The organism is Hymenobacter crusticola (assembly GCF_002154225.1).
GTDB classification, from domain to species: Bacteria; Bacteroidota; Bacteroidia; order Cytophagales; family Hymenobacteraceae; genus Hymenobacter; species Hymenobacter crusticola.
In genome coordinates this window covers 112,608-131,976 of record NZ_MTSE01000010.1, presented here as the reverse complement: position 1 = coordinate 131,976, position 19,369 = coordinate 112,608, and the positions used below count along the sequence as shown (strand labels likewise).

Sequence of the window (19,369 nt, the reverse complement as noted above, 5' to 3'; positions counted from 1 at the left end):
GCCACCATTGCGCTATCACTGGTACATAACGCTCGCTTATGAAGAAGCTCACAGAACGTTTTCTGGCCTTGCTAGGCTTGCTGACGGCCGAGTTAGCACTCGCGGGCGTTGTGTTCCTCGGTGCCTTTGGGCTATTCTTCTACCTAACCCGCGTGGTATTCGTAGAGCATTCCACGACGCTCGATAACTTCGCCTTTCGGCAGATGGACGAGCTGCGCGCCGCCGAGCCAAGCTTAACTGCTTGGGTTAGGCGCATTACTTTTTTTGCCTCGGCACCCTTTCTGACGGGCGCGGGCATTGTACTACCTAGCCTACTAGCTTGGCTGAAGCGCCGCCGTGAAGCACTAGAGTTGTTCTTGGCAGTGCTAGGTTCAACTCTTCTAAACCAGTTTCTGAAAAGCCACTTTCACCGCTCGCGCCCCGAAACCGCTTTGTTTCCCCAGCCCGGCTTGAGCTTCCCAAGCGGCCACGCCATGATTGGGGTGGCGCTGTACGGCTGTGCGGCGTGGCTGCTGTGGCGTCATGGTCGGCACCCTTTCTGGTCGGCGCTGCTGCTTGGGTGGGCGCTTGTTGTTGGCCTGAGCCGCATCTACCTGCACGTGCACTACGCCACCGATGTGCTCGCTGGCTTTGCTGCGGGCATTGTGTGGCTGGTGCTGTTACGTACTGCCTTGCGCCTATGGTGGCGGGAGCAGCAGCAGGTAACGATACCTGAGGAGCTGTGAAACTGTACAGGTACAGGTTTCCTGGCTCCTCAGGCATAGCTAGGTAAGCTTTACACGTACGCGCAGCGCCAACAGACCTTTGACACCCTGGAGTTCTTCCAGCTCTAACTCCTCCACGCCGGGCTCTAGAAGCTCGCGGTCTTGGAGATAGTCGATGTACTCGAGGTACTCGTCGGCCTCCCGGGACTGGGAATACACCAGTGCAATGGTGCCCGGTTGCGTGAGCCGTTCGCCAGTGCCAAGCACCGTGGCCTTGTCGATGCGCTTTTTAATGATTTCGTAGCGAATGTTATAAGCGCCGTCCACGTCAAACTGACGCTCATCTTGTCGGAAGCGGATGCTCAGCGGCTGGCTGTGTACCAAGATGAGCTGGGTAGTGTCGAGCGGTACAGGCAAGCTAGGTTTCAGCGCCTGGGTGCGCCGCGTAATCTCAATGGTAACCAGCAACTGCCACAAACGCAGGTTCTTGAGGAAAACCAAGTCAAAGGGCTTGTTCTCGACCAAAGAAGCGCCCATGTAGATATTATATTCCACCCCATCGGTCTTAAACCGTTGGAAATAGTGGGGGTACATTTGCTGCGCTTTTTCTTCCTCCTCGTCGAGGTAGTCGCTGATGGTGTCGTTGAGCAACATCACGCTCTGCTCGAAGGCTTTCCGGCGTTTGTAGAGAATACCTAGGTTGGCGTCCATGTTAGCCCAATAATCAGCGATGACTGGGCGCACATCGGGGGCATTCTCCGCTAAGTAGTCAAATAGCGGCTCTACTTCCGTCTTCAGCGACTCGAAGATGCTGACCTCATCGCCCGTCAGGATGCCCTGGCGAAGCCGGCGTAAGTTCTTGTTTACGTAAAACTTAAGCTCGTCCAAGATGGGCAGCTCCTGGTATTCTGAAGCTTTCTTAAGGACTTTATTGGCTAGCGTGAGGTGCTCAATCAAGTCGGCTTGAATGGCTTCGTTGCGAGCCGTGCTGCTGCTGCGAATGTCGGAAGAGCCGTGCAACGGGTACACATCGTGGAAGACAATGCCTTCCATCTCCGCGTTTTTGTTGCCAGCCTCAAACTGCTCTAGCAGGTGCAGGGCCGCATCCGTGAAGCGCCATTCCATAGTCGGGTGAATGGCCGTAAATTTCTCCCGAATAATAGATTGGACGCGCGTTTGCAACTCTTCCGCATTGCGCTTCACCGCCACGGCAAACAGCGGCACAAACTGTGTTACCTTCTCCAGGCAAAATTCGTCTAGGTCGCCTACGTTAGGGGAACCTAGCTCCAGCAAGCCCACCGTGTCGTCGCCGTAGGGGAGCAGCGCCAGGATGGCCGAGTTAATACCCAGGCTCATAATCTGCTGACGTAGGTCCTCGGGGATGTCGGCTTTGGCCACATCTTCAAGTACCAGCGGCTGGCGGTCTTGCCAAAGCTGATTATAGATCAGGCGGAATCCGCTGGTAGCATCCTGGTTCGTGAGCTGCTTGGTCAGAAAGCTATGGTTGATCTTACGGCCAAAATCAACGAATGCCTGTTTCTTTTCGTCGTAGGCAGCAATACCTAGCTGAAGAAAAGGTCGGCCAAACAGTACGCGCAGCTTTTCCTGAATCTGCTCGAGGCGGTCCGAAGCTTGCAGTACGTCGCGCTCCAAAAGGTCGTACTTCAGCTCCGACAAGATTTCCTGATCCGTGACATCTACCAGGTGAAGGATGTTGAATCCTTCTAGCTCAAACTTTTCGGCCGGCAAGTATTCTTGCCACAAATCAGTGCGGTGAAAATTGCGGGTGAGCAGGTCGATCTGCTCTTCCGTCAGCTCCGGCCGCTCGCCGATTACGTGCACGTTCAGGAACGACGAATCGAACGTAACGCTGTAATGCCGATACAAGCCAATGTTGTAATCGGGCACGGTGAAAATGATGGAGCTCGTCGTTGGGAGCGTTACGCCGTAAACGTTCTCTAGGATGAGCTGATACACCATGCGCGTGGTGTGAATGCTCATGGTACGCGCATCAATATTAAGCGGCTGCTTAATGGTCCTGTTGCCATTGAGCAACACTTGCTCAAAGAGCGGCGTTTGGTAGAAACTATAAAATTGAAACGGGGGAATAGCGCCACTGATATCCGTTTCGCGGGCGGCCGGCGGAAACAGCGCAATCATAAGCGTTTCAACTAGGTCGCAGTTGCATTCCAGCACGCTCATATCGGTAATCGGGCCACGGCACCAATCGTGGGCCGCTACCTGCTCTCCGATGGCATGGGCCAGCAGCGAAATGCCAGGATTACTGTCTTGTTCGCGCGACTTCCAATAGGCAATAAGCGGCTCTAAGCTTAGCGTCGATTTGAAGGGAAACCCCAAAACAGTCGGACGGGCGGTGAGTTCGGTCAGCATAGTGGAGGCAAAACAGATGAAGGCGCTAATAAGTTGAGGGGGAGAGCGATAATCGAAAGCCTACCTAGCTTTGCCTAGTATTTGTATACGTAGCTAGCCTTAGTACCGGTTCAGCGTGTAGACCCGTCGCTGGGTTTGCCCGTTTGGTCTGAATTCAAAGGTGATCGTGTTCGTCGGAACACCGTACGTTTTCGTCTGGCTAATCTGGGCACTTTTGTTTTGATTTACCCAGTAGGTACAGCAACCGTCACCTTGATAGCTACCCTTGAGCTGAATGTTGTTAATAGTGTAGCGTACAGTATCTGGTTTAGAACCAATCACACGGTGCACAACAAATAGGGCGTACTCATAACCGTCCAGTTTCAAGTTGTTGGCGGTTGTGAACGGCGTATTGTTATTGAGCACGATAGCCAGGCTGTCTTGTCTTTGAGTGCGGAGAAACTGTATAGTTTCGACGGCTTTTTTAACTGCCGGATTGGTGGGTTTGGTGTAGCGCTTCAGATACACCGTATCGATGTCTTTCCGAGCAAAACCCTGTGTGCTAGCTGTGTCTAAATTGAATTTGAAGAACAGAGCATCGGCGTAATCGTCCTGCTTATCGCAGGCAACACTGCCGCAACAAGCGGCTAAAGCAAAGGCAGCTCCGCCGGTCAGGAGCCAGGAAAACAAGGTGCGTAGCATAGAGCGCAAAGATACGTGAGGCGTCCGCAGCAGCTTCAATAAAAAAGCCAGCCCTGCGCGGACTGGCTTTTGTACGTAATTCGGGCCTAAGTTATTGCTTTAGGAAGCGTTTGGTTTCGGTGCCGGTACGCGTTGTGATTTTGTAGTAGTAAGTGCCGCTAGGCAGATCATCCACGTTCGTGATGAGCACCTGGGGACCTTTTTCTTTGTTTTGTTGGCTGATCAGCGTCCGCAAAGTAGTACCTCGGCCGTCTAGCAATTCTATCGTTACGGGACCAGCTTTCGAAACAGCGTACTCTAGCTGGGTAGTAGCCGTACTTGGGTTTGGAAATACCGTGGTACCTAGGTTGTTAGCCGCAGTGCCCAGCTTCTCGGCGGAGTTAGGATCCATTAGCAGAAACACACTTGGGCGGAAGTAATGACCTAGGCCCGTACCGCCGCGTCTGTGGCGTCCACCTGCAAAACGTGCTGTTGTCTGCTGCTCTGTAGTAGCGTATTTTGCTACGATAGCCTTGGTGTCGGCCATCCATTTTTCCCGTTGCGGCTCAATCTCTGTGGCGAGCTGCTTGATGTTGGCGCTGTACTTTTGGGCTAGCTGTCCTACCTTCAGCATAATGGCGCGCATTTCGGTCCGCTGTTGCTGGAATTGCTGGCGTTGGGCTTCCGTTAACTCTAAGCGCGCAGGCCCAGACTGACCACCGGCAGCAGTAAGCCGTAGACTTTGGCGCAAAGCTTGGCCCTGGCGGCGGCTGGCTTGTAGCTGTGCGCGGTAGGTGGTCAGTGCGGCTTTATCTTCGGCCGATAGCTGCACTTCTAGCTTTTGACGCTGCTGGCGCACTGTGGGCAACACGTTTTCCGCGTAGTAGGCCCGGAGCTCTTGGCGGGCTGGTTTGTCGGCCCCACGAGCCGGACCCTGGGCAAAAGCGCCGAGGTAGCCCGTGGTCAAGAGAAGCACAAGCAGAAAGAGAAGAAAAGCTTTGAAGGAAGTGACTCTCATGATAGGAGAAAGATAAAGTTGCTAAACCCGATTTCTCCCAATAGATCATGACTGCCGTGAAGCGTTTAATGAGGACGCAAAAAAACCGCTCAATCTTTTGAGCGGCTCCAGTGCCTCGCGTGAGTAAGCTAGCTGCTGGTGCAGCTATATTGGTATTATCGATCCAGGGCAGTAGCGCCCGATAAGGGGCCCATTGGGCCGCCAGCTAGCAGCTTGGTTCGCAACGAATCCGACACACCTTCGATTTGCGGCCGAATCTGGCTAAGCGCGTGACGCAGAGCGTCGATGTCGGCTAGGCGGCTCGCGTTAGTTTGCGAATAGCCGTGGTAGAGCGCGACTTGTACCGTTGAGTAGCCAACGCCCCGGTAGCAACCGAGTACCTTGCCGTGCGAATTGATGACCTGCACTTGCGCGCGCACGCTGCTCCGGTAATATTCTAGGGGTACTCCAAGTAAGCTAGGTGCCATGAGCGTAGCCATCTGCAAGACCTGAAACCCTTTGCCTTTGCGCTCATTCACTACGGAAGTGATGGTAAGCTTCAGACAGCCGAATTTTATATTGTCAGTGGGGTCGACAATGTTCTGGGTTACTTCGTGCTGAAACAGCTGCTGCGGTGCATCTGCTAGCAGGCTGTCGGTGTTGTCCAGCGTGCTATGGTCGATAGCTAGCTCTAGGTTGGGCAGGCGATTCTCGAACGCGGCCGAGTGGGGCCTGAAAATCACCCGATCAACTGAAACGCAGCTAACCAAAAGGGGGAAACAGGACAAGCAAAGCAGCGAGTAACGCAGCAGAGAGTTCATGTAGATAGGCAGCAAATAGGTCAGGAGGGCGTAAATAGAATACAAAAATAAACAACTGTCACACTATTTCTTCCTGGGGTAATACAATTATATAATAATTAATATAAATACTTGAATAAACAAAAAAAGCCTGTCTATGACAGGCTTTTTTTGAAGAAACAGTATGATTTTGCTTCTTTTGCTTACAGGCTAGCCTAAGGAAAATACATAATTTACTATGAACGTAAAATCCTAATGAGCCTGATGGGCTAGCTCGCTATCGGGTTCAGCCAAAGCCGTGACGTCGGGGGCATAGTAGTTATCAACAAACTCACCTTCCCAGCGCGCAACTACGGCAGTTGCTAAGCAGTTGCCAATCACATTGACGGCCGTACGAGCCATATCCATGAGAGCATCGATACCAAGGATGATGAATACTGGCCAGGAGGGTAGGTTAAACGAAGCTACCGTTGCCAACAGAATAACTAGCGAGGCGCGGGGCACCCCAGCTACACCTTTGCTGGTGAGCATGAGGGTGAACACCATGACCAACTGTTGACCAAACGAAAGCTCTATCCCGGCGGCCTGCGCGACAAAAACCGCGGCCAGCGATAGATAGAGGGTAGTGCCATCGAGGTTGAACGAGTAGCCCGTTGGCATCACAAAGGCCACAATACGGCGTGGCACCCCAATGCTCTCCATGGCCTCCATCGCACGAGGCAATGCTGCTTCTGAGCTAGTTGTGGCGAAGGCAATACTAACCGGCTCGGCAATAGCTTGCACAAAGCGCTTCACTGGAATACGCATGAGCAAGGCCACCGGCAATAGCACCAGCAGCAAAAAGGCAATGAGGGCTCCGTAGAGCGTAAGGAGCAACTGAAAAGCATTCAGTAGCGGTGCAAAGCCCATTTTGCCAACGGTGTAAGCGAGGGCACCGCCCACGCCCAACGGCGCAAAGAACATGACTACATTCGTAAACTTGAACATCACTTCTGATAAGCTCTCGGCGAAGCGGAGCATCGGACGGCGGTGCTGCTCGTGCACCATGGCTAGGCCAATGGCGAAGATGATGGCGAAGATAACTACTTGTAATACTTGCCCTTCTGCTATCGACTTGGCAATATTTTCGGGGAAAATATGCAAGATGATGTCGGCCGTGGTTTGCTCGACGGGCTGCAGCTTTTCGGCGTCGGCTGCTACGCCGCTCTGCGAAACCCCGACGCCAGCCTTCGTTAGGTTGATAGCAGCTAGGCCGATGAAGAGGGCAAACGTGGTGATAATCTCAAAGTAAACCAGCGCCTTAAGCCCCATCTTACCAACCTGCTTCAGGTTGGCATGTCCGGCAATACCAACTACTAGCGTAGCAAACACGAGTGGGGCAATAATGGTCTTTACCAAGCGCAAAAAAACGTCGCTCAGCACTTTTAGCTTCATGGCTACCTCCGGGGAATCGTGCCCTAGTTCGGCCCCCACAAACATGCTCACGACAATCCAGAACGTGAGCGAACGGCGCTGCGCAGCGTAGAGCGCGAGAGCCGCCAAGAATATCCACCGCACTGCAACGGGAACAGCTGCCGGCAGCGCAACTACTTGGTAAGCAGTCAGCGCGGTGAGGGCCGCAGCCAGTAAGAAAAGAACAAGAACTAGCGGGACAAGACGCGAAAACTTCATGCAGGAAAGTCAGGGGTGAATCGGCGGAAACTCAGCAAAGATAAGTTTTTGCGCTTGTAAGCAGGTGCCTCTTTCCTAGGCAAGCGCCTCAACGAAAAAAGGCCACAAAGTGGCCTTTCTGCGAAGGGAGCCTAGCCTATGGCCAGCTGCGCTGCGAAGCACAAGCGTTACTTAGCAACAACCACTTTTTGCGTCAAGGTACCAGTACTGGTTTTCACCCGTAGGATGTACATGCCGGTTGCTACCTGCGGCGTCACGTGGTAAGCTTCCCCGTTGTTAGCTAGCAATTCCTGCTGAAATTGTTGCCGGCCGCTCATATCAAGTAACTCTAGCGTAGCTGACTGAGCTACATATTGCTGGAGCTGTAGGTAGAACTTGCCGGCGTTCGGGTTGGGGTACACCGTAAAGCTAGCTGGTGGTACCTGCTCGATGGTAACAGCTTTGATAGGAGAATACACACGCTTGTCGTTGGCAAGTTCTTGCCGGAGTCGGTAGTAAACTAGGCCGACGGGCGCTTCGGGGTCTTTGGCTTGGTAGACGTGTGGGTCGGCGCTGGTGCCAGCACCAGCTTGATAGAGCAGTTCCTGAAAGTTTTTTCCGTCTACTGACCGTTCCACGACAAAGCGCCGGCTATTGCGCTCAGTCTGCGTGTGCCAGTCCAGCGTAACCGACTGATAGCGCGCGGCTACGGCAAAATCAGTTAACACGGGTGTGGTAAAAGCGCCAACGACCGGGTAAAATACCCCGTTGGGCACAACTTGTCGCACTAGGTTATTATCCTTATTAGCGTATTCTAGTACTAGTCCCTGACTGCCGCCGTGCTCTCCATAATACACCACGACATCATGCAAGCCAGCACTAAGTACTTTCGTAGCCGTTACTTCTCGGTAGCTGGTTTTGTCGCCTAGGTTGCTGGCTACTGGTTTCGAGTCGTTATCGAACCACAGGGAAGCGCCATCGTCCGAACCGAGGTAGAATGTGTACGTGCCAGGCGTTGTGATGTACAGTTTACCCCGAAAGCGAGCACTAAACTCATCGGGTCTGTTGGGCGCATAGTAAGTTGCTACGGGACCAATGGTAAAGTTGTCGTTTTCCGCTTCTTCGAATTGTAAATTGTCAATAATGCGGTCGGTGATAGCAGGTGTATGAGTCTGAAAGAATACTAGGTCGTCGTAGAAATAACCTTTGTAATAGTCCGCACGAAGGCCAACGGCATCGTTTGTTTCTTGCGCCTGCGCAGGGTGGGTGCGGAAGGCAAAAAACGAACAGCTACTTATAAAAACGGTGAGTTTGAACAGAAGAGAACGGGTGGAAAAAGCTTTCATGGACTCGAGAAAAAAGACGGGAGAGGCAGAGGAAGGTCATATAAGGATAATACGATAGTGGGCCTGGAAAAGATGACGATTACAGTAAATAGTATGGTATTTTCTCTAGTTAAAAATAAGTAATATATTTATTTATTTGAATGTTAATAATTTACGCATTGAGTAATTCAGTAATTATTTTTCTCGAACAATAAAAACCATTCCCTGTTGAGCTTGCTCGTACGCTAAAAAGCTAGGCCCGCACACCTTACGCCGCCTTAGGTGCGCTACGGATGAGCCAAGAAAACTTTGTGGAATTGCCTATTTGCTAAAGGTGCCGGCCGCTATGTAGCATGTTATCCGGTAATTGAGTAACGACCTAGCTGCTCAAAAAGCGGAAAGACGTAGGGTAACCTGCTAGGCTCTGCTAGTCGTTAGTAGCTGACAGATAGCAGCTAGGAACTGAAAGGAAGATTTTCGTTGGCGAGTTGCATTACTGAATGATGCTATTTGTACTATTCAGTTATCTTTAACACAGGCTCGGGCATGTTGAATCTGCCATAAATGCCCAATTTGCAGGCGCAAACACTTGCTTCTTTTTTCTGCCCATCATCATTGGCCTACCATGCTCACCTGGACGCTCGAAACGCGTGAATTGCCCTTGCGCTACATTTGGAAAATATCCCGGAGCGCTTCTACTTCCAAAACCAACCTGCTGGTGCGCGTAAGTTCTGCGGGCGGTGCTATCGGGTGGGGGGAGGTAGCCCCAAATATCCGCTACGGCGAAACACCGACCGGTTTGCAGGTCGAATTTGAACAGCTGCTAACCAAGGGGCTCGATAAGGTCGGTTCGTTGGCTGAGCTAAGTAGCCTGCTTGATGCACAAGCCCCCGCTCACGCTCTGCGGTTTGGGCTTGAATCGGCGTATGTGCATCTGCTGGCCAGCCAAACGGGGCAGCCGGTAGCGCACGTGCTTGGCCTGGCGGTGCCAGCCGCCGCGGTACCAACGGCATTTACGCTGCCTATCATGGAGCCCGGTGTGGTAGCTGCTTTTGTGCAGGGGCAGCAGATGGGGCGTTTTGAGCTGCTAAAGATTAAGGTAAACCAGGAAAGTGGTTACGATCTGCTACGCGAAATAACCCGCGCGCTACCAAATCGGCTACTTATTATTGATGGCAATGAGGCGTGGGCCGACGCTGATAGCTTGTTGCAGTTTTTGGAGCAGATCAAGACGCTGCCAGGCTTGCGAGTGCGCCTACTGGAGCAGCCTTTGCCGGCCGCTTGCGCCGACCACTACCGTTATTTGCGGCCGCTGAGCCCGTATCCGGTATTCGCCGACGAGTCGGTAACGGATACCGCTGACTTTGCCGACATAGCTCAGCAGTTTCACGGCGTGAATATGAAACTAATGAAGGCTGGTGGCTACCAGAATGGCATCCATTTGCTGCGCCAAACCCAAGCGCATGGTCTCCAGACGATGATTGGTTGCATGGTGGAAACCACGCTAGGTATCTGGTCGGCGCTACAAGTTAGCAGCCTCGCGCAGGTGTGCGACCTAGATGGGTTCCTGGTTGTACAGGATGAACCGTTCGGCTTAGTACAGGAGGAAAAGGGGCTACTAACTGCGGCGCTTACACCGTTGATTTAGGTGCTCACCAGCAATCACGCTAGCTTATAGCACCTAGCCATTGAGAATAGCTAGGTGAAATGAATTTTTTGTTTGATACAAGAATTTGGCTCTTCGCTAGCCTCGCCCGTCCAGAAGGCTAGAGAGCTTATAGCAAATCGTAAATTTTTCTCGAATAGTGTTGCAACATATAATGTATGTACATATATTTGCAATGTTTTCCAGCCGCTCATGAAAATCGAAGACGAAATCAAACAGCCTGTGTTCAAAGACGACTACCAGAAAAGCTACATCAACCTGATGTACACCGCTGGTTGGTTAGGCTTGCGGCAGGCCGCGTCCTTTCGGGAGTATGGGGTTACCGGCCCGCAGTACAACATCCTGCGCATTTTGCGGGGGCAGCATCCGAAGCCCGCAACGGTGAACCTGCTCATTGAGCGCATGCTGGATAAAACCAGTAATGCTTCTCGCATCGTCGATAAGCTGGAAGCGAAGCATTTGGTGACGCGTACAGTTTGCCCGAATAACCGGCGGGCCGTGGACATCTGTATCACGGAGGCAGGCCTAGGTTTGCTGCAACGCATTGACCAAGAAGGGGCTATCGAGCGGACGGGCTTGCAAAATCTCAGTCAGGAAGAAGCTACCGAACTCAATAGATTACTTGATAAAATCCGCGACTGACGGCTCTCAGTCTTTCTCTTTCCCTTTTCAATCATGAAAAAAATTGCTCTGTCCGCTTTGGTTGTAGCTAGCCTGTTTACCGCTCCGGCTTTCGCTGGCAACCCTGTTGCTAATAAAGCTACCGCTAGCACCGCCAAGCCTGCCGACGCAGCTTATAAAGTACAGCCTCAACTCAGCAAGCTAGGTTGGGAAGGCAAAGCTGTAACGCACGGTCACAATGGCACTGCTGATTTCACGGGTGGTGAAATCCTGGTGCGTGGCAACCAAATTGTAGGCGGCACTGTGACCGTTGACATGAAGACGCTGAAGGCTACCGACATCACCGATGCCGAGAACAATGCTAAGTTCATGGGCCACATCAACTCCGATGACTTCTTCAGCACCGCTAAAAACCCAACGGCTACGTTCAAAATTAAGAGCGTAACGCCTATTAAAGGGGCTGCTGCCGATGCAAACAACGTAAACATCACCGGCGACCTGACCATCAAGGGCATCACTAACTCGGTGACTTTCCCCGCGAAAGCTGGCGTGAAAAACGGAGTAGCTGCTGCTTCAGGCGTTGCTACTGTAAACCGCACGAAGTACGATATCAAGTACGGCTCGAAGTCGTTCTTTGAAGGCATCGGCGACAAAGCTATCTATGATGACTTTACGCTGAGCTTCAACGTAATTGCCAAGAAGTAAGCTCGTAAAGCTAGCACCAGCTAGTCAACAAAAAAGCCCGCTGTTGTAGCGGGCTTTTTTGTTGACTAGCTGGTGCTACTAGAAGTACCTAATAGCCTCCGCCATTTGGCAGAGATTGGGCCGGCATTGAGCTAGGTGCCGCTTGATTAGGCTGAATGGTAACGCTGTTATTACGCAACGATAAACGTAGCGGAGCCACGTTCGTCTCGCGCAGGCTAATGATGCCATAAACCGTTTCGCCCGGGTGGATAACCTTATTAGCCATATCGTAGCGCACAAACTCTCTGCGCAAGTTTGCATTAGCTGTGCCAGCCCCGATCATGTTGCCAGCTGCGATAAATGGCCCGGTGGGTAAGAAAGTGCCGCCGGTTGTAGTCGTTTGCCCGGTATACTGATTGGTTGTGGTAGTGCCCCCGACGTTGAAATTGAGGAGAGTATATAGCGCGTAAATGGCCACGCCCTGCTTTAAATCGTGCGCAGCTTGTACGGGCGGAACCGGCATAATGGGACGGTCCCCAAAGGAGAGCTCCAGGTCACGGGAGAAATCTAGGTCAGTGCTAGTATTGTTCTTTAAACGTATCGCTACTACTTGGTAGCCTCGTTTGTGCTCTTTCTTAGTGTACTTCTTATTGCCACCGTGCTGCTGAAGAGCGCTATATTGGTAGCTAAACTCCAGGGGTTCGTTGGAGCGGCTGTTTGATTGGTAAGTACTGATACGGTCGGGCTGAATGGCATGGTAGCTACCAGCACAGCCTGTTGCGGCTAATAGAGTTGCACCGGCCACGAAGCAGGTAAAATTTTTCGGCATAAAGCAGATAAGTTGGAAGGATAAAGTTGGAATAGGCTCCGACAGTTTCCTCACAAAGGGCATACCTACTGCCTGGTTGTTTATAAATTACTTACTATATAATAAGTTAAATATAAATATTTAGTTGTTTTGTTATGTGCTTTCTTTTGGAGGTTGATGAAGTGGGTTCACCATCGGAAGTCATAAAGGAATAGCTAGCTCCCGCGGCAGCTCAAACCGCAGGTTACGACTCTTGCTGCGGTTATGCAGCTGGGTGAGAAAATCGTCTAGCTCGGGCTTGTATTCCAGCCAGAGGTCCTCGTGTAGGTTCGTCAGGACCAACTGCGCGGTGCGGGTGGTCAGGCGGGCGGTGCCCACGTAAAAACCATTGTAGGGCGAGTCGAATTGGCCGGTATAGTTATCGAAGATCAGCCGCAACGTATACAGGTTCAGGTCAACTTCTAGGCGCTTATCTTTGGTGATGCGACGGGCGCGGGCAGTTTCCTTAGTGGCTTTGCTCAGGGCTTTGGTGAGGCTACGGTTGAGCAGGCGGCCCGTCACGGCTACGTTGAATAGCTCATGGATGCGGTCAGAGGTTTCGGCAAATACCTGCTCCACCGTCACTTCGGGCAGCAGCTCGAAAGCTAGGGTCTCGTACAACTCGGCGTCGCGGCGCACGGCACGCAATAGCAACGCTTCTTTCTCTTTGTCGGAGAGATGTTTAAGGGCTTTCTTGAACTCACTGGAAGGAACGGGCATAGAACAAACGCGGAAAGCTAGCTAGGAGAGAAACGAAGAGAGAGATGAGCTGGCAAAAGATTTTGCAAGCTAGTGCATCGGCTGGCGTAACAGACGAAAACTACCTCTGTTTTCACGAAACGATTTGGCCGCCAATGGGGTTATATATGACCGCAATACCTAGTCGGACCTACCTTTTGTGCCTGATATACCGTACTTTTGCGTCATGAAAACGAACCCGCAAATCGATTACGAAGAGGACGTACTGTTACTCGAAGAAACTATCGACGTGCGCGACCTGATCGTGTACAATGACGACGTGAACACTTTCGAACACGTTATCAAAACGCTTATTGACGTGTGCGGCCACGAGCCCGAGCAGGCGGAGCAGTGCACCCTGCTAATTCATTATAAAGGCCAGTGCACTGTGAAGCACGGCGCCTACGATGAGCTAGCTGGTATGTGTACCGCCATCCACGACCGGGGTATTTCGGCGGACATACTTTAGATGGTTAAATGGCTAAATGATTAAATGGTTGGTCGTTCGGGCCTAGGTTTTAGAACCATCAGTCATTTAACCACTAACTATCCAGCCATTTGACGATTAAACTAGATGGAGTTTCCTTCCAAGCTGATTGAAAATGCCGTTGGGGAGCTGTCGAAGCTGCCAGGCATCGGAAAAAAAACGGCCTTGCGGTTGGCCTTGCACCTACTCAAGGCCGAGACGGATACCACGGCTTCCCTAGCCGAAGCGCTAGCAAAGATGCGCTTCGAAATTACCTATTGTCAGACTTGCCACAGCATCTCCGACGCTGAAGAGTGCTCGATTTGTGCCAACAAGCTGCGTGACCACAGCACCGTCTGCGTGGTGTCGGATATTCGGGATGTCATTGCCATCGAAAATACGGCGCAGTACCAAGGCGTGTACCACGTGCTCGGCGGCGTTATTTCGCCCATCGAGGGAGTTGGCCCGTCGGATCTAACTATTGACTCCCTATTAGCCCGCATTCCGGACTCAGAAATCAAGGAAGTTATTCTCGCTATCAGCCCTACCATGGAGGGTGATACCACTGCTTTCTACTTGTCGCGCAAGTTGCGCGACTTTGAGGGTGTGCACATCAGCACCATTGCGCGCGGCATTCCGATGGGCGGAGAGTTGGAATATGCCGACGAAATTACGCTTGGTCGTAGCATCGTAGATCGGCAGCGGCAAGTGCGGTAAGCTAGGCGCCGTTCGTTCTTTGAGCCGGTGGTCAGCGTGTGGAGCTGGCCACCGGCTTCTTTTTGCAAGGCTATTGCCAACTAGTACGAGGGCGCAAAAGCGGAAACTAGGGGCTAGCTGAAATAGCTAACGTCAGATATCTTACTTTTGCCGCCCCATTCATTTTGCAATAAGCCAATGCTCACAGTAGAAAAAATCGGTGGCACCTCCATGAGTGCGTTCGGCGATGTGCTGAACAACATCATCCTGTATAACCGAACCGGCGCGGAGCTTTACAACCGTATTTTCGTCGTGTCGGCGTACGCGGGGGTAACCAACTGGCTGCTGGAGAACAAGAAAACAGGTGAACCAGGTGTGTATCACCGCATCACCGAGCATAAGAAGTTTCATCAGTCACTCAAGGAAGTGGCCGTGAAGCTGAAGGCACTCAACAAGAAATACGAGTCGCTGGGCCTGGATATAGCCGCTGCCGATGCCTTTATTGAGCAACGCATTCAGGACGCGCAGACTTATCTGAATAGCCTAACCAACATTCTCGCTTCGGGCTACGTGAGTAGCGAGAATATCTTGCAAGCCGCTCGCGAAATCCTGGCGTCTATCGGCGAAACGCACTCGGCCTTCAATGCCGTGAACATCCTTCAGAATCGCGGCATCAACGCCACGCTGGTAGACCTAAGCGGTTTCCACGACCATAAGTCGTACACCATCGATCAGCGCATTCGGCACGCGTTCAAGAAGATTAATTTCGCCGAAACTATTTGCATTGCCACGGGCTACGCGAAGGGTACCGAAGGTATCATGCGCGAGTTCGACCGCGGTTACTCGGAAGTGACCTTCAGCAAGATAGCGGTGGCGGTGAAGCCGCAGGAAGCCATTATCCATAAAGAGTACCACTTGTGCACCGCCGACCCTACTATGGTTGGGGTGGAGAACTGCTTCCCCGTAGGATTCACCAACTACGACGTGGCCGACCAGCTAGCGGACGTCGGGATGGAGGCTATTCACCCGAAAGCCTCGAAGCCGCTGGAGATCAATAAGATCAATCTGCGGATCAAGAATACGTTCGAGCCCGAGCACCCCGGTACGCTTATCACCGAAGATTACATTTCGCCTCAGAAGCGCGTGGAAGTAATTACCGGCACGGAGAAGGTAGTAATAATCGATGTCTACGATCCACTCATGGTAGGCGCGGCCGGCTACGACCTCGATATTATGCAGACCTTCTACGACCTAGGTATCAGCTACAGCTTCAAGGCCACGAGTGCCAACAGCATCTCAGTCGTAATCTGGGAGAAGGATTGCCACAAGAAGCTGGTGCAGGACTTGCAGGCCAAGTACGAGAAGGTGACCGTCGAGAAAGCAGCCATGGTCTGCATTATCGGCTCCAACATCGACCAGCCGGGCTTGTTGGCCAAAGCAGCGGGGGCCCTAGCCAACGACGGCGTCAACATTATGAGTGCAGGCTTTGCGCTGCGCAAAGTCAACATTCAATTTCTGGTCGCCCGGGGAGATTTTCGCAACGCTATTATTGCGTTGAACAAAACGCTGTTTTTTTAAAAGAAAAGCAAGCTAACATGCGGTGGGCTCCGGCCGAAGTTGTACCATTGTGTAGTGCAGCTTTGGTTGGGGCCCACCTCGTTTTTGAGAGGACTATAGACGGCCACCCTTTGCGTATCTTGTAAGACTTCCTCACGCGTCCCTGTCCTCCGTCCCGTGAAGCTTTCTATCGTTATTGTTAATTACAATGTTAGCTATTTTCTGGAGCAGACCCTGTTATCGGTCCGGCGAGCGGTGGAGAAGTGGGGTGCGCCAACTGAGATATTTGTGGTCGATAACAACTCCGTGGACGGTTCTGTGGCCATGGTGCGGACGCGCTTCCCAGAAGTTGTTCTGATCGAAAACAAAGACAACCCAGGTTTCTCCAAAGCCAATAACCAAGCTATTCGGCGCGCCTGCGGGGAGTACATTCTGTTGCTTAACCCCGACACCGTCGTAGAGGAAGACACTCTGCAAGCCTGCGCCAACTTTATGGACCAGCACCCCGAGGGTGGGGGGCTAGGGGTGAAGATGCTGGATGGACAAGGTAAGTTCCTACCCGAGAGCAAACGCGGCCTGCCCACGCCCTGGGTGGCCTTTCACAAAGTATTTGGCCTAGCTAAGTTGTTTCCGAAGTCGCGCCTATTTGGCCGCTACCACCTGGGCTACCTCGACAAGGATCAGACGCACGAGGTGGAAGTGCTCAGCGGAGCCTTTATGTGGCTACGGCGCAAGGCCCTAGACAAGGTAGGGCTGCTGGATGAGGATTACTTCATGTATGGCGAGGACATTGATTTGTCGTATCGCTTGATGCAAGGTGGGTGGAAGAATTACTACTTCCCCGAAACCCGCATTATTCACTACAAGGGCGAAAGCACGAAGCGGACGAGCATCAATTACGTGTTCATCTTCTACCAAGCCATGGTCATTTTCGCCCGCAAGCACTTTGCACCAGGCCGGGCCGGCGCTTTTTCCTTACTTATCAACCTAGCTATCTGGCTACGGGCCGGAGCAGCCATGGCTGAGCGCCTGCTAGCGCGGGTGGCCCCGGTGCTGCTCGATGCCGGGTTGATTTATGGTGGTATGTACTTTCTAAAGAAGTACTGGGAAGTCAACCACAAGTACGCCCCTGAGCCGTATCCGCCCGCATTTATGGTGGCAGCGGTGCCGGCTTACATTGTTGTGTGGCTCACGACGGCCTATTTCAGCGGAGCCTACGATAAAGCCACGCGCGCATCGCGCATTGTGTGGGGCGTGTTTGTGGGCACTATCCTGATTTCGGCCATTTCCAACTTTCTGGATGCCTACCGCTTTTCCAAGGCCCTGATTATCCTAGGTGGTACTTGGAGCGTGGCGGCCCTCGTGGGCAGGCGGCTGGCAGTGCATTTCTTGCAGTATGGCTATCTGAGTTTGAATGAACGACGCCCCAAGAATATTGCGGTAGTCGGCACCGCTACGGGCAGCCGCCGGGTCCGGCAGCTCTTGGAAGCAGCTGGGGTGCAAGCGCGCATTATTGGGCACGTAAACCCCGCCGGTAGCCCTGAGGATGCCAACGACGACTCGCTGGGCGAGCTGCGGCAGATGGAGGAAATCATTCGTATTTATGAGCTAGATGAGTTGATCTTCTGCGGAAAGGATTTGCCCGCCAGTCAGTTTATTGCCCTGATGGTGCGGCTCTCACAGCAGATTTCCATCGACTACAAGATTCTGCCGGAGGATAGTGAATACATTATTGGTAGCTCTTCCAAAGATTCGCCCGGCGACTATTATGCTCTGAACATTGGGCTGAGCCTTTACCAGCCCCAGCAAATGCGCAATAAGCGCCTGCTCGACGTGCTCACCAGCCTAGGTTTCTTGTTGGGCACGCCGCTGTTTATCTGGTTTGAAAAGCGCAAGGCCGGCTTCCTGCGCAACTGTTTGCGAGTGTTGGCCGGTACGCGCACCTGGGTAGGGTTGCGGCATTCGGCAGGGCCCCGGCGTACCGCCCGCGCTATTTTGTCGCCGGCCGACGTAGCCGAGCACGGCGCCCCTCTGACCGATTCTACCCGGCGGCGCCTGGAGCTGCTCTACGCCCGGAACTACGTGCCTAGCACCGATTTGAGTATTTTGTTTCGGCGGTTTCGCTGGCTAGGCCAGGAGTAAAGTTAGCGTAACGTACGTGCGTTAAATTCTTACTTTTGCGCATTCTCCATTTCGTTACTGTCTCATGTCCAACCCCGTTGCTACCGTTGCTTCCTCTTTCTTGTCGGACCGTGTCACGACGATGCAGGAATCGCAAACCATTGCCATGGCCAAAAAGTCGCGCGAGCTAGCGGCCCAGGGTCATGACGTTATTAACCTGAGTTTCGGCGAGCCGGACTTCCAAACGCCGCAGTACATTAAAGATGCGGCCAAGCAGGCCCTCGACGAAGGCTTCACCTTCTACACGCCCGTGCCTGGCTACCTCGATCTGCGCCAAGCGATTGTTGAGAAGTTTAAGCGCGACAACCAGCTGGACTACAAGCCCGAAAACATTGTGGTAAGCACCGGCGCCAAGCAATCGTTGGCGAACGTGCTGCTGAGCATGGTAAATCCTGGCGACGAGGTAATCATCTTCGCGCCGTACTGGGTGAGCTACTCGGAGATGGTGAAGCTGGCCGAAGGCAATCCAGTGGAACTGGTGGGCACGCTGGAAAATGAGTATAAAGTAACGGCCGAGCAGCTAGACGCAGCCATCACGCCGCGTACCAAGCTCATCATGTACTCGTCGCCCTGCAACCCAACAGGCTCCGTGTTTACGCGCGAGGAGTTTGCCGCTATTGCCGAGGTAGTGGCTCGCCACCCGCACGTGCACGTGCTGGCCGACGAGATTTATGAGTACATCAACTTCACGGGTGAGCACGTGAGCCTAGCCCAGTTCGACGAAATAAAAGACCGGGTAATTACCGTGAATGGTTTCTCAAAGGGCTATGCCATGACGGGCTGGCGCGTGGGCTACCTAGCTGCGCACAAAGATATTGCAACGGCCTGTGACAAGCTGCAAAGCCAGATTACGTCGGGTACTTGCTCCATCGCGCAGCGCGCGGCCCTCGCCGCACTAAAAGGCGGGCGAAGCTCGGCCGATGAAATGGTGACGGCTTACAAGCGTCGCCGCGACCTGGTGCTGGAAATGGCGAAAGATATTCCCGGCTTCATCATGCCGAAGCCAAACGGCGCGTTCTACGTTTTCCCCGACGTGAGCGGCTACTTCGGCAAAACGGCTCCTGACGGCTCGACCATTGCTAACGCCAACGACCTAGCACTGTACCTGCTCAACGACGCCCACGTATCATCGGTGGACGGTGAAGCGTTTGGGGCGCCAAGCTGCATTCGCTTCAGCACGGCGGCAGCCGATGAAAAGCTGAAGGAAGCGTTTACGCGCATCAAAGCTAGCCTTGAAAAGCTGAAATAAGCAGTAGAACGAGTAATGCGAAGCTCCGGCTACGCGCACAAACAGAGCAAGTTTCTGAAAGCCGCGCAAGGTGAACAAACGCGCAGGAACTTGCTTCGCTTGCGCGCGTAGCCGGAGCTTCGCGCTACTTGCCGTTC

17 protein-coding genes are annotated in these 19,369 nt (G+C 52.8%); 9 read left to right on the top strand and 8 right to left on the bottom strand.

Going from position 1 to position 19,369, the window contains the following annotated elements; genetic code table 11:
* The first annotated feature begins 38 nt into the window (after positions 1 to 38).
* On the top strand, positions 39 to 725 hold the full coding sequence (locus BXP70_RS18280; RefSeq protein WP_086595562.1) for a phosphatase PAP2 family protein: 687 nt from the start codon (positions 39 to 41) through the stop codon (positions 723 to 725).
* Between the two features lie 39 nt (positions 726 to 764).
* On the opposite strand, the gene BXP70_RS18275 is transcribed toward BXP70_RS18280, so the two are convergent.
* From BXP70_RS18275 to BXP70_RS18250, 6 genes are all read right to left on the bottom strand, one after another.
* Entirely contained in the window at positions 765 to 3,095 is a 2,331-nt protein-coding gene (locus tag BXP70_RS18275; RefSeq protein ID WP_086595561.1) for a hypothetical protein, read from the bottom strand.
* A gap of 99 nt (positions 3,096 to 3,194) precedes the next feature.
* Entirely contained in the window at positions 3,195 to 3,776 is a 582-nt protein-coding gene (locus BXP70_RS18270; protein ID WP_143436561.1) for a hypothetical protein, read from the bottom strand.
* Positions 3,777 to 3,867: 91 nt separating this feature from the next.
* The gene (locus tag BXP70_RS18265; RefSeq protein WP_086595559.1) at positions 3,868 to 4,773 is read right to left on the bottom strand and encodes a T9SS type A sorting domain-containing protein; all 906 of its coding nucleotides are present in this window, start codon (positions 4,771 to 4,773) and stop codon (positions 3,868 to 3,870) included.
* A gap of 155 nt (positions 4,774 to 4,928) precedes the next feature.
* The gene (locus BXP70_RS18260; protein WP_143436560.1) at positions 4,929 to 5,573 is read right to left on the bottom strand and encodes a hypothetical protein; all 645 of its coding nucleotides are present in this window, start codon (positions 5,571 to 5,573) and stop codon (positions 4,929 to 4,931) included.
* A gap of 231 nt (positions 5,574 to 5,804) precedes the next feature.
* Positions 5,805 to 7,223: a dicarboxylate/amino acid:cation symporter gene (locus BXP70_RS18255; protein WP_086595557.1), complete on the bottom strand. Its 1,419-nt coding sequence runs from the start codon at positions 7,221 to 7,223 to the stop codon at positions 5,805 to 5,807.
* Positions 7,224 to 7,390: 167 nt separating this feature from the next.
* Positions 7,391 to 8,548 carry a T9SS type A sorting domain-containing protein gene (locus BXP70_RS18250; protein WP_086595556.1) on the bottom strand — a complete coding sequence of 386 codons (1,158 nt, stop codon included), beginning with the start codon at positions 8,546 to 8,548 and terminating at the stop codon, positions 7,391 to 7,393.
* 604 nt (positions 8,549 to 9,152) lie between these two features.
* On the opposite strand from BXP70_RS18250, the gene BXP70_RS18245 reads away from it, so the two are divergent.
* The 3 genes from BXP70_RS18245 to BXP70_RS18235 all read left to right on the top strand — a co-directional run bounded on the left by BXP70_RS18245 (position 9,153) and on the right by BXP70_RS18235 (position 11,519).
* Positions 9,153 to 10,175 carry an enolase C-terminal domain-like protein gene (locus BXP70_RS18245; RefSeq protein ID WP_086595555.1) on the top strand — a complete coding sequence of 341 codons (1,023 nt, stop codon included), beginning with the start codon at positions 9,153 to 9,155 and terminating at the stop codon, positions 10,173 to 10,175.
* 210 nt (positions 10,176 to 10,385) lie between these two features.
* Positions 10,386 to 10,835 carry a MarR family winged helix-turn-helix transcriptional regulator gene (locus BXP70_RS18240; protein WP_086595554.1) on the top strand — a complete coding sequence of 150 codons (450 nt, stop codon included), beginning with the start codon at positions 10,386 to 10,388 and terminating at the stop codon, positions 10,833 to 10,835.
* Between the two features lie 33 nt (positions 10,836 to 10,868).
* On the top strand, positions 10,869 to 11,519 hold the full coding sequence (locus tag BXP70_RS18235; RefSeq protein WP_086595553.1) for a YceI family protein: 651 nt from the start codon (positions 10,869 to 10,871) through the stop codon (positions 11,517 to 11,519).
* Between the two features lie 88 nt (positions 11,520 to 11,607).
* On the opposite strand, the gene BXP70_RS18230 is transcribed toward BXP70_RS18235, so the two are convergent.
* Together BXP70_RS18230 and BXP70_RS18225 are read right to left on the bottom strand one after the other, a co-directional pair.
* Positions 11,608 to 12,327: a hypothetical protein gene (locus tag BXP70_RS18230; RefSeq protein WP_086595552.1), complete on the bottom strand. Its 720-nt coding sequence runs from the start codon at positions 12,325 to 12,327 to the stop codon at positions 11,608 to 11,610.
* 180 nt (positions 12,328 to 12,507) lie between these two features.
* On the bottom strand, positions 12,508 to 13,065 hold the full coding sequence (locus tag BXP70_RS18225) for a hypothetical protein (RefSeq protein WP_086595551.1): 558 nt from the start codon (positions 13,063 to 13,065) through the stop codon (positions 12,508 to 12,510).
* 205 nt (positions 13,066 to 13,270) lie between these two features.
* Between BXP70_RS18225 and BXP70_RS18220 the strand changes: the two genes are divergently transcribed.
* The 5 genes from BXP70_RS18220 to BXP70_RS18200 all read left to right on the top strand — a co-directional run bounded on the left by BXP70_RS18220 (position 13,271) and on the right by BXP70_RS18200 (position 19,232).
* Complete coding sequence (locus BXP70_RS18220) at positions 13,271 to 13,552, top strand: ATP-dependent Clp protease adaptor ClpS (RefSeq protein WP_086595550.1); 282 nt, start codon at positions 13,271 to 13,273, stop codon at positions 13,550 to 13,552.
* Between the two features lie 105 nt (positions 13,553 to 13,657).
* Positions 13,658 to 14,266 carry a recombination mediator RecR gene (gene recR, locus BXP70_RS18215; protein WP_086595549.1) on the top strand — a complete coding sequence of 203 codons (609 nt, stop codon included), beginning with the start codon at positions 13,658 to 13,660 and terminating at the stop codon, positions 14,264 to 14,266.
* Positions 14,267 to 14,443: 177 nt separating this feature from the next.
* A complete protein-coding gene (locus BXP70_RS18210; RefSeq protein ID WP_086595548.1) occupies positions 14,444 to 15,823 on the top strand; it encodes an aspartate kinase in 1,380 nt (459 codons plus the stop codon).
* 156 nt (positions 15,824 to 15,979) lie between these two features.
* Entirely contained in the window at positions 15,980 to 17,944 is a 1,965-nt protein-coding gene (locus tag BXP70_RS18205) for a glycosyltransferase (RefSeq protein WP_086595547.1), read from the top strand.
* Positions 17,945 to 18,008: 64 nt separating this feature from the next.
* A complete protein-coding gene (locus BXP70_RS18200) occupies positions 18,009 to 19,232 on the top strand; it encodes a pyridoxal phosphate-dependent aminotransferase (protein WP_086595546.1) in 1,224 nt (407 codons plus the stop codon).
* Positions 19,233 to 19,369 lie beyond the last annotated feature (137 nt).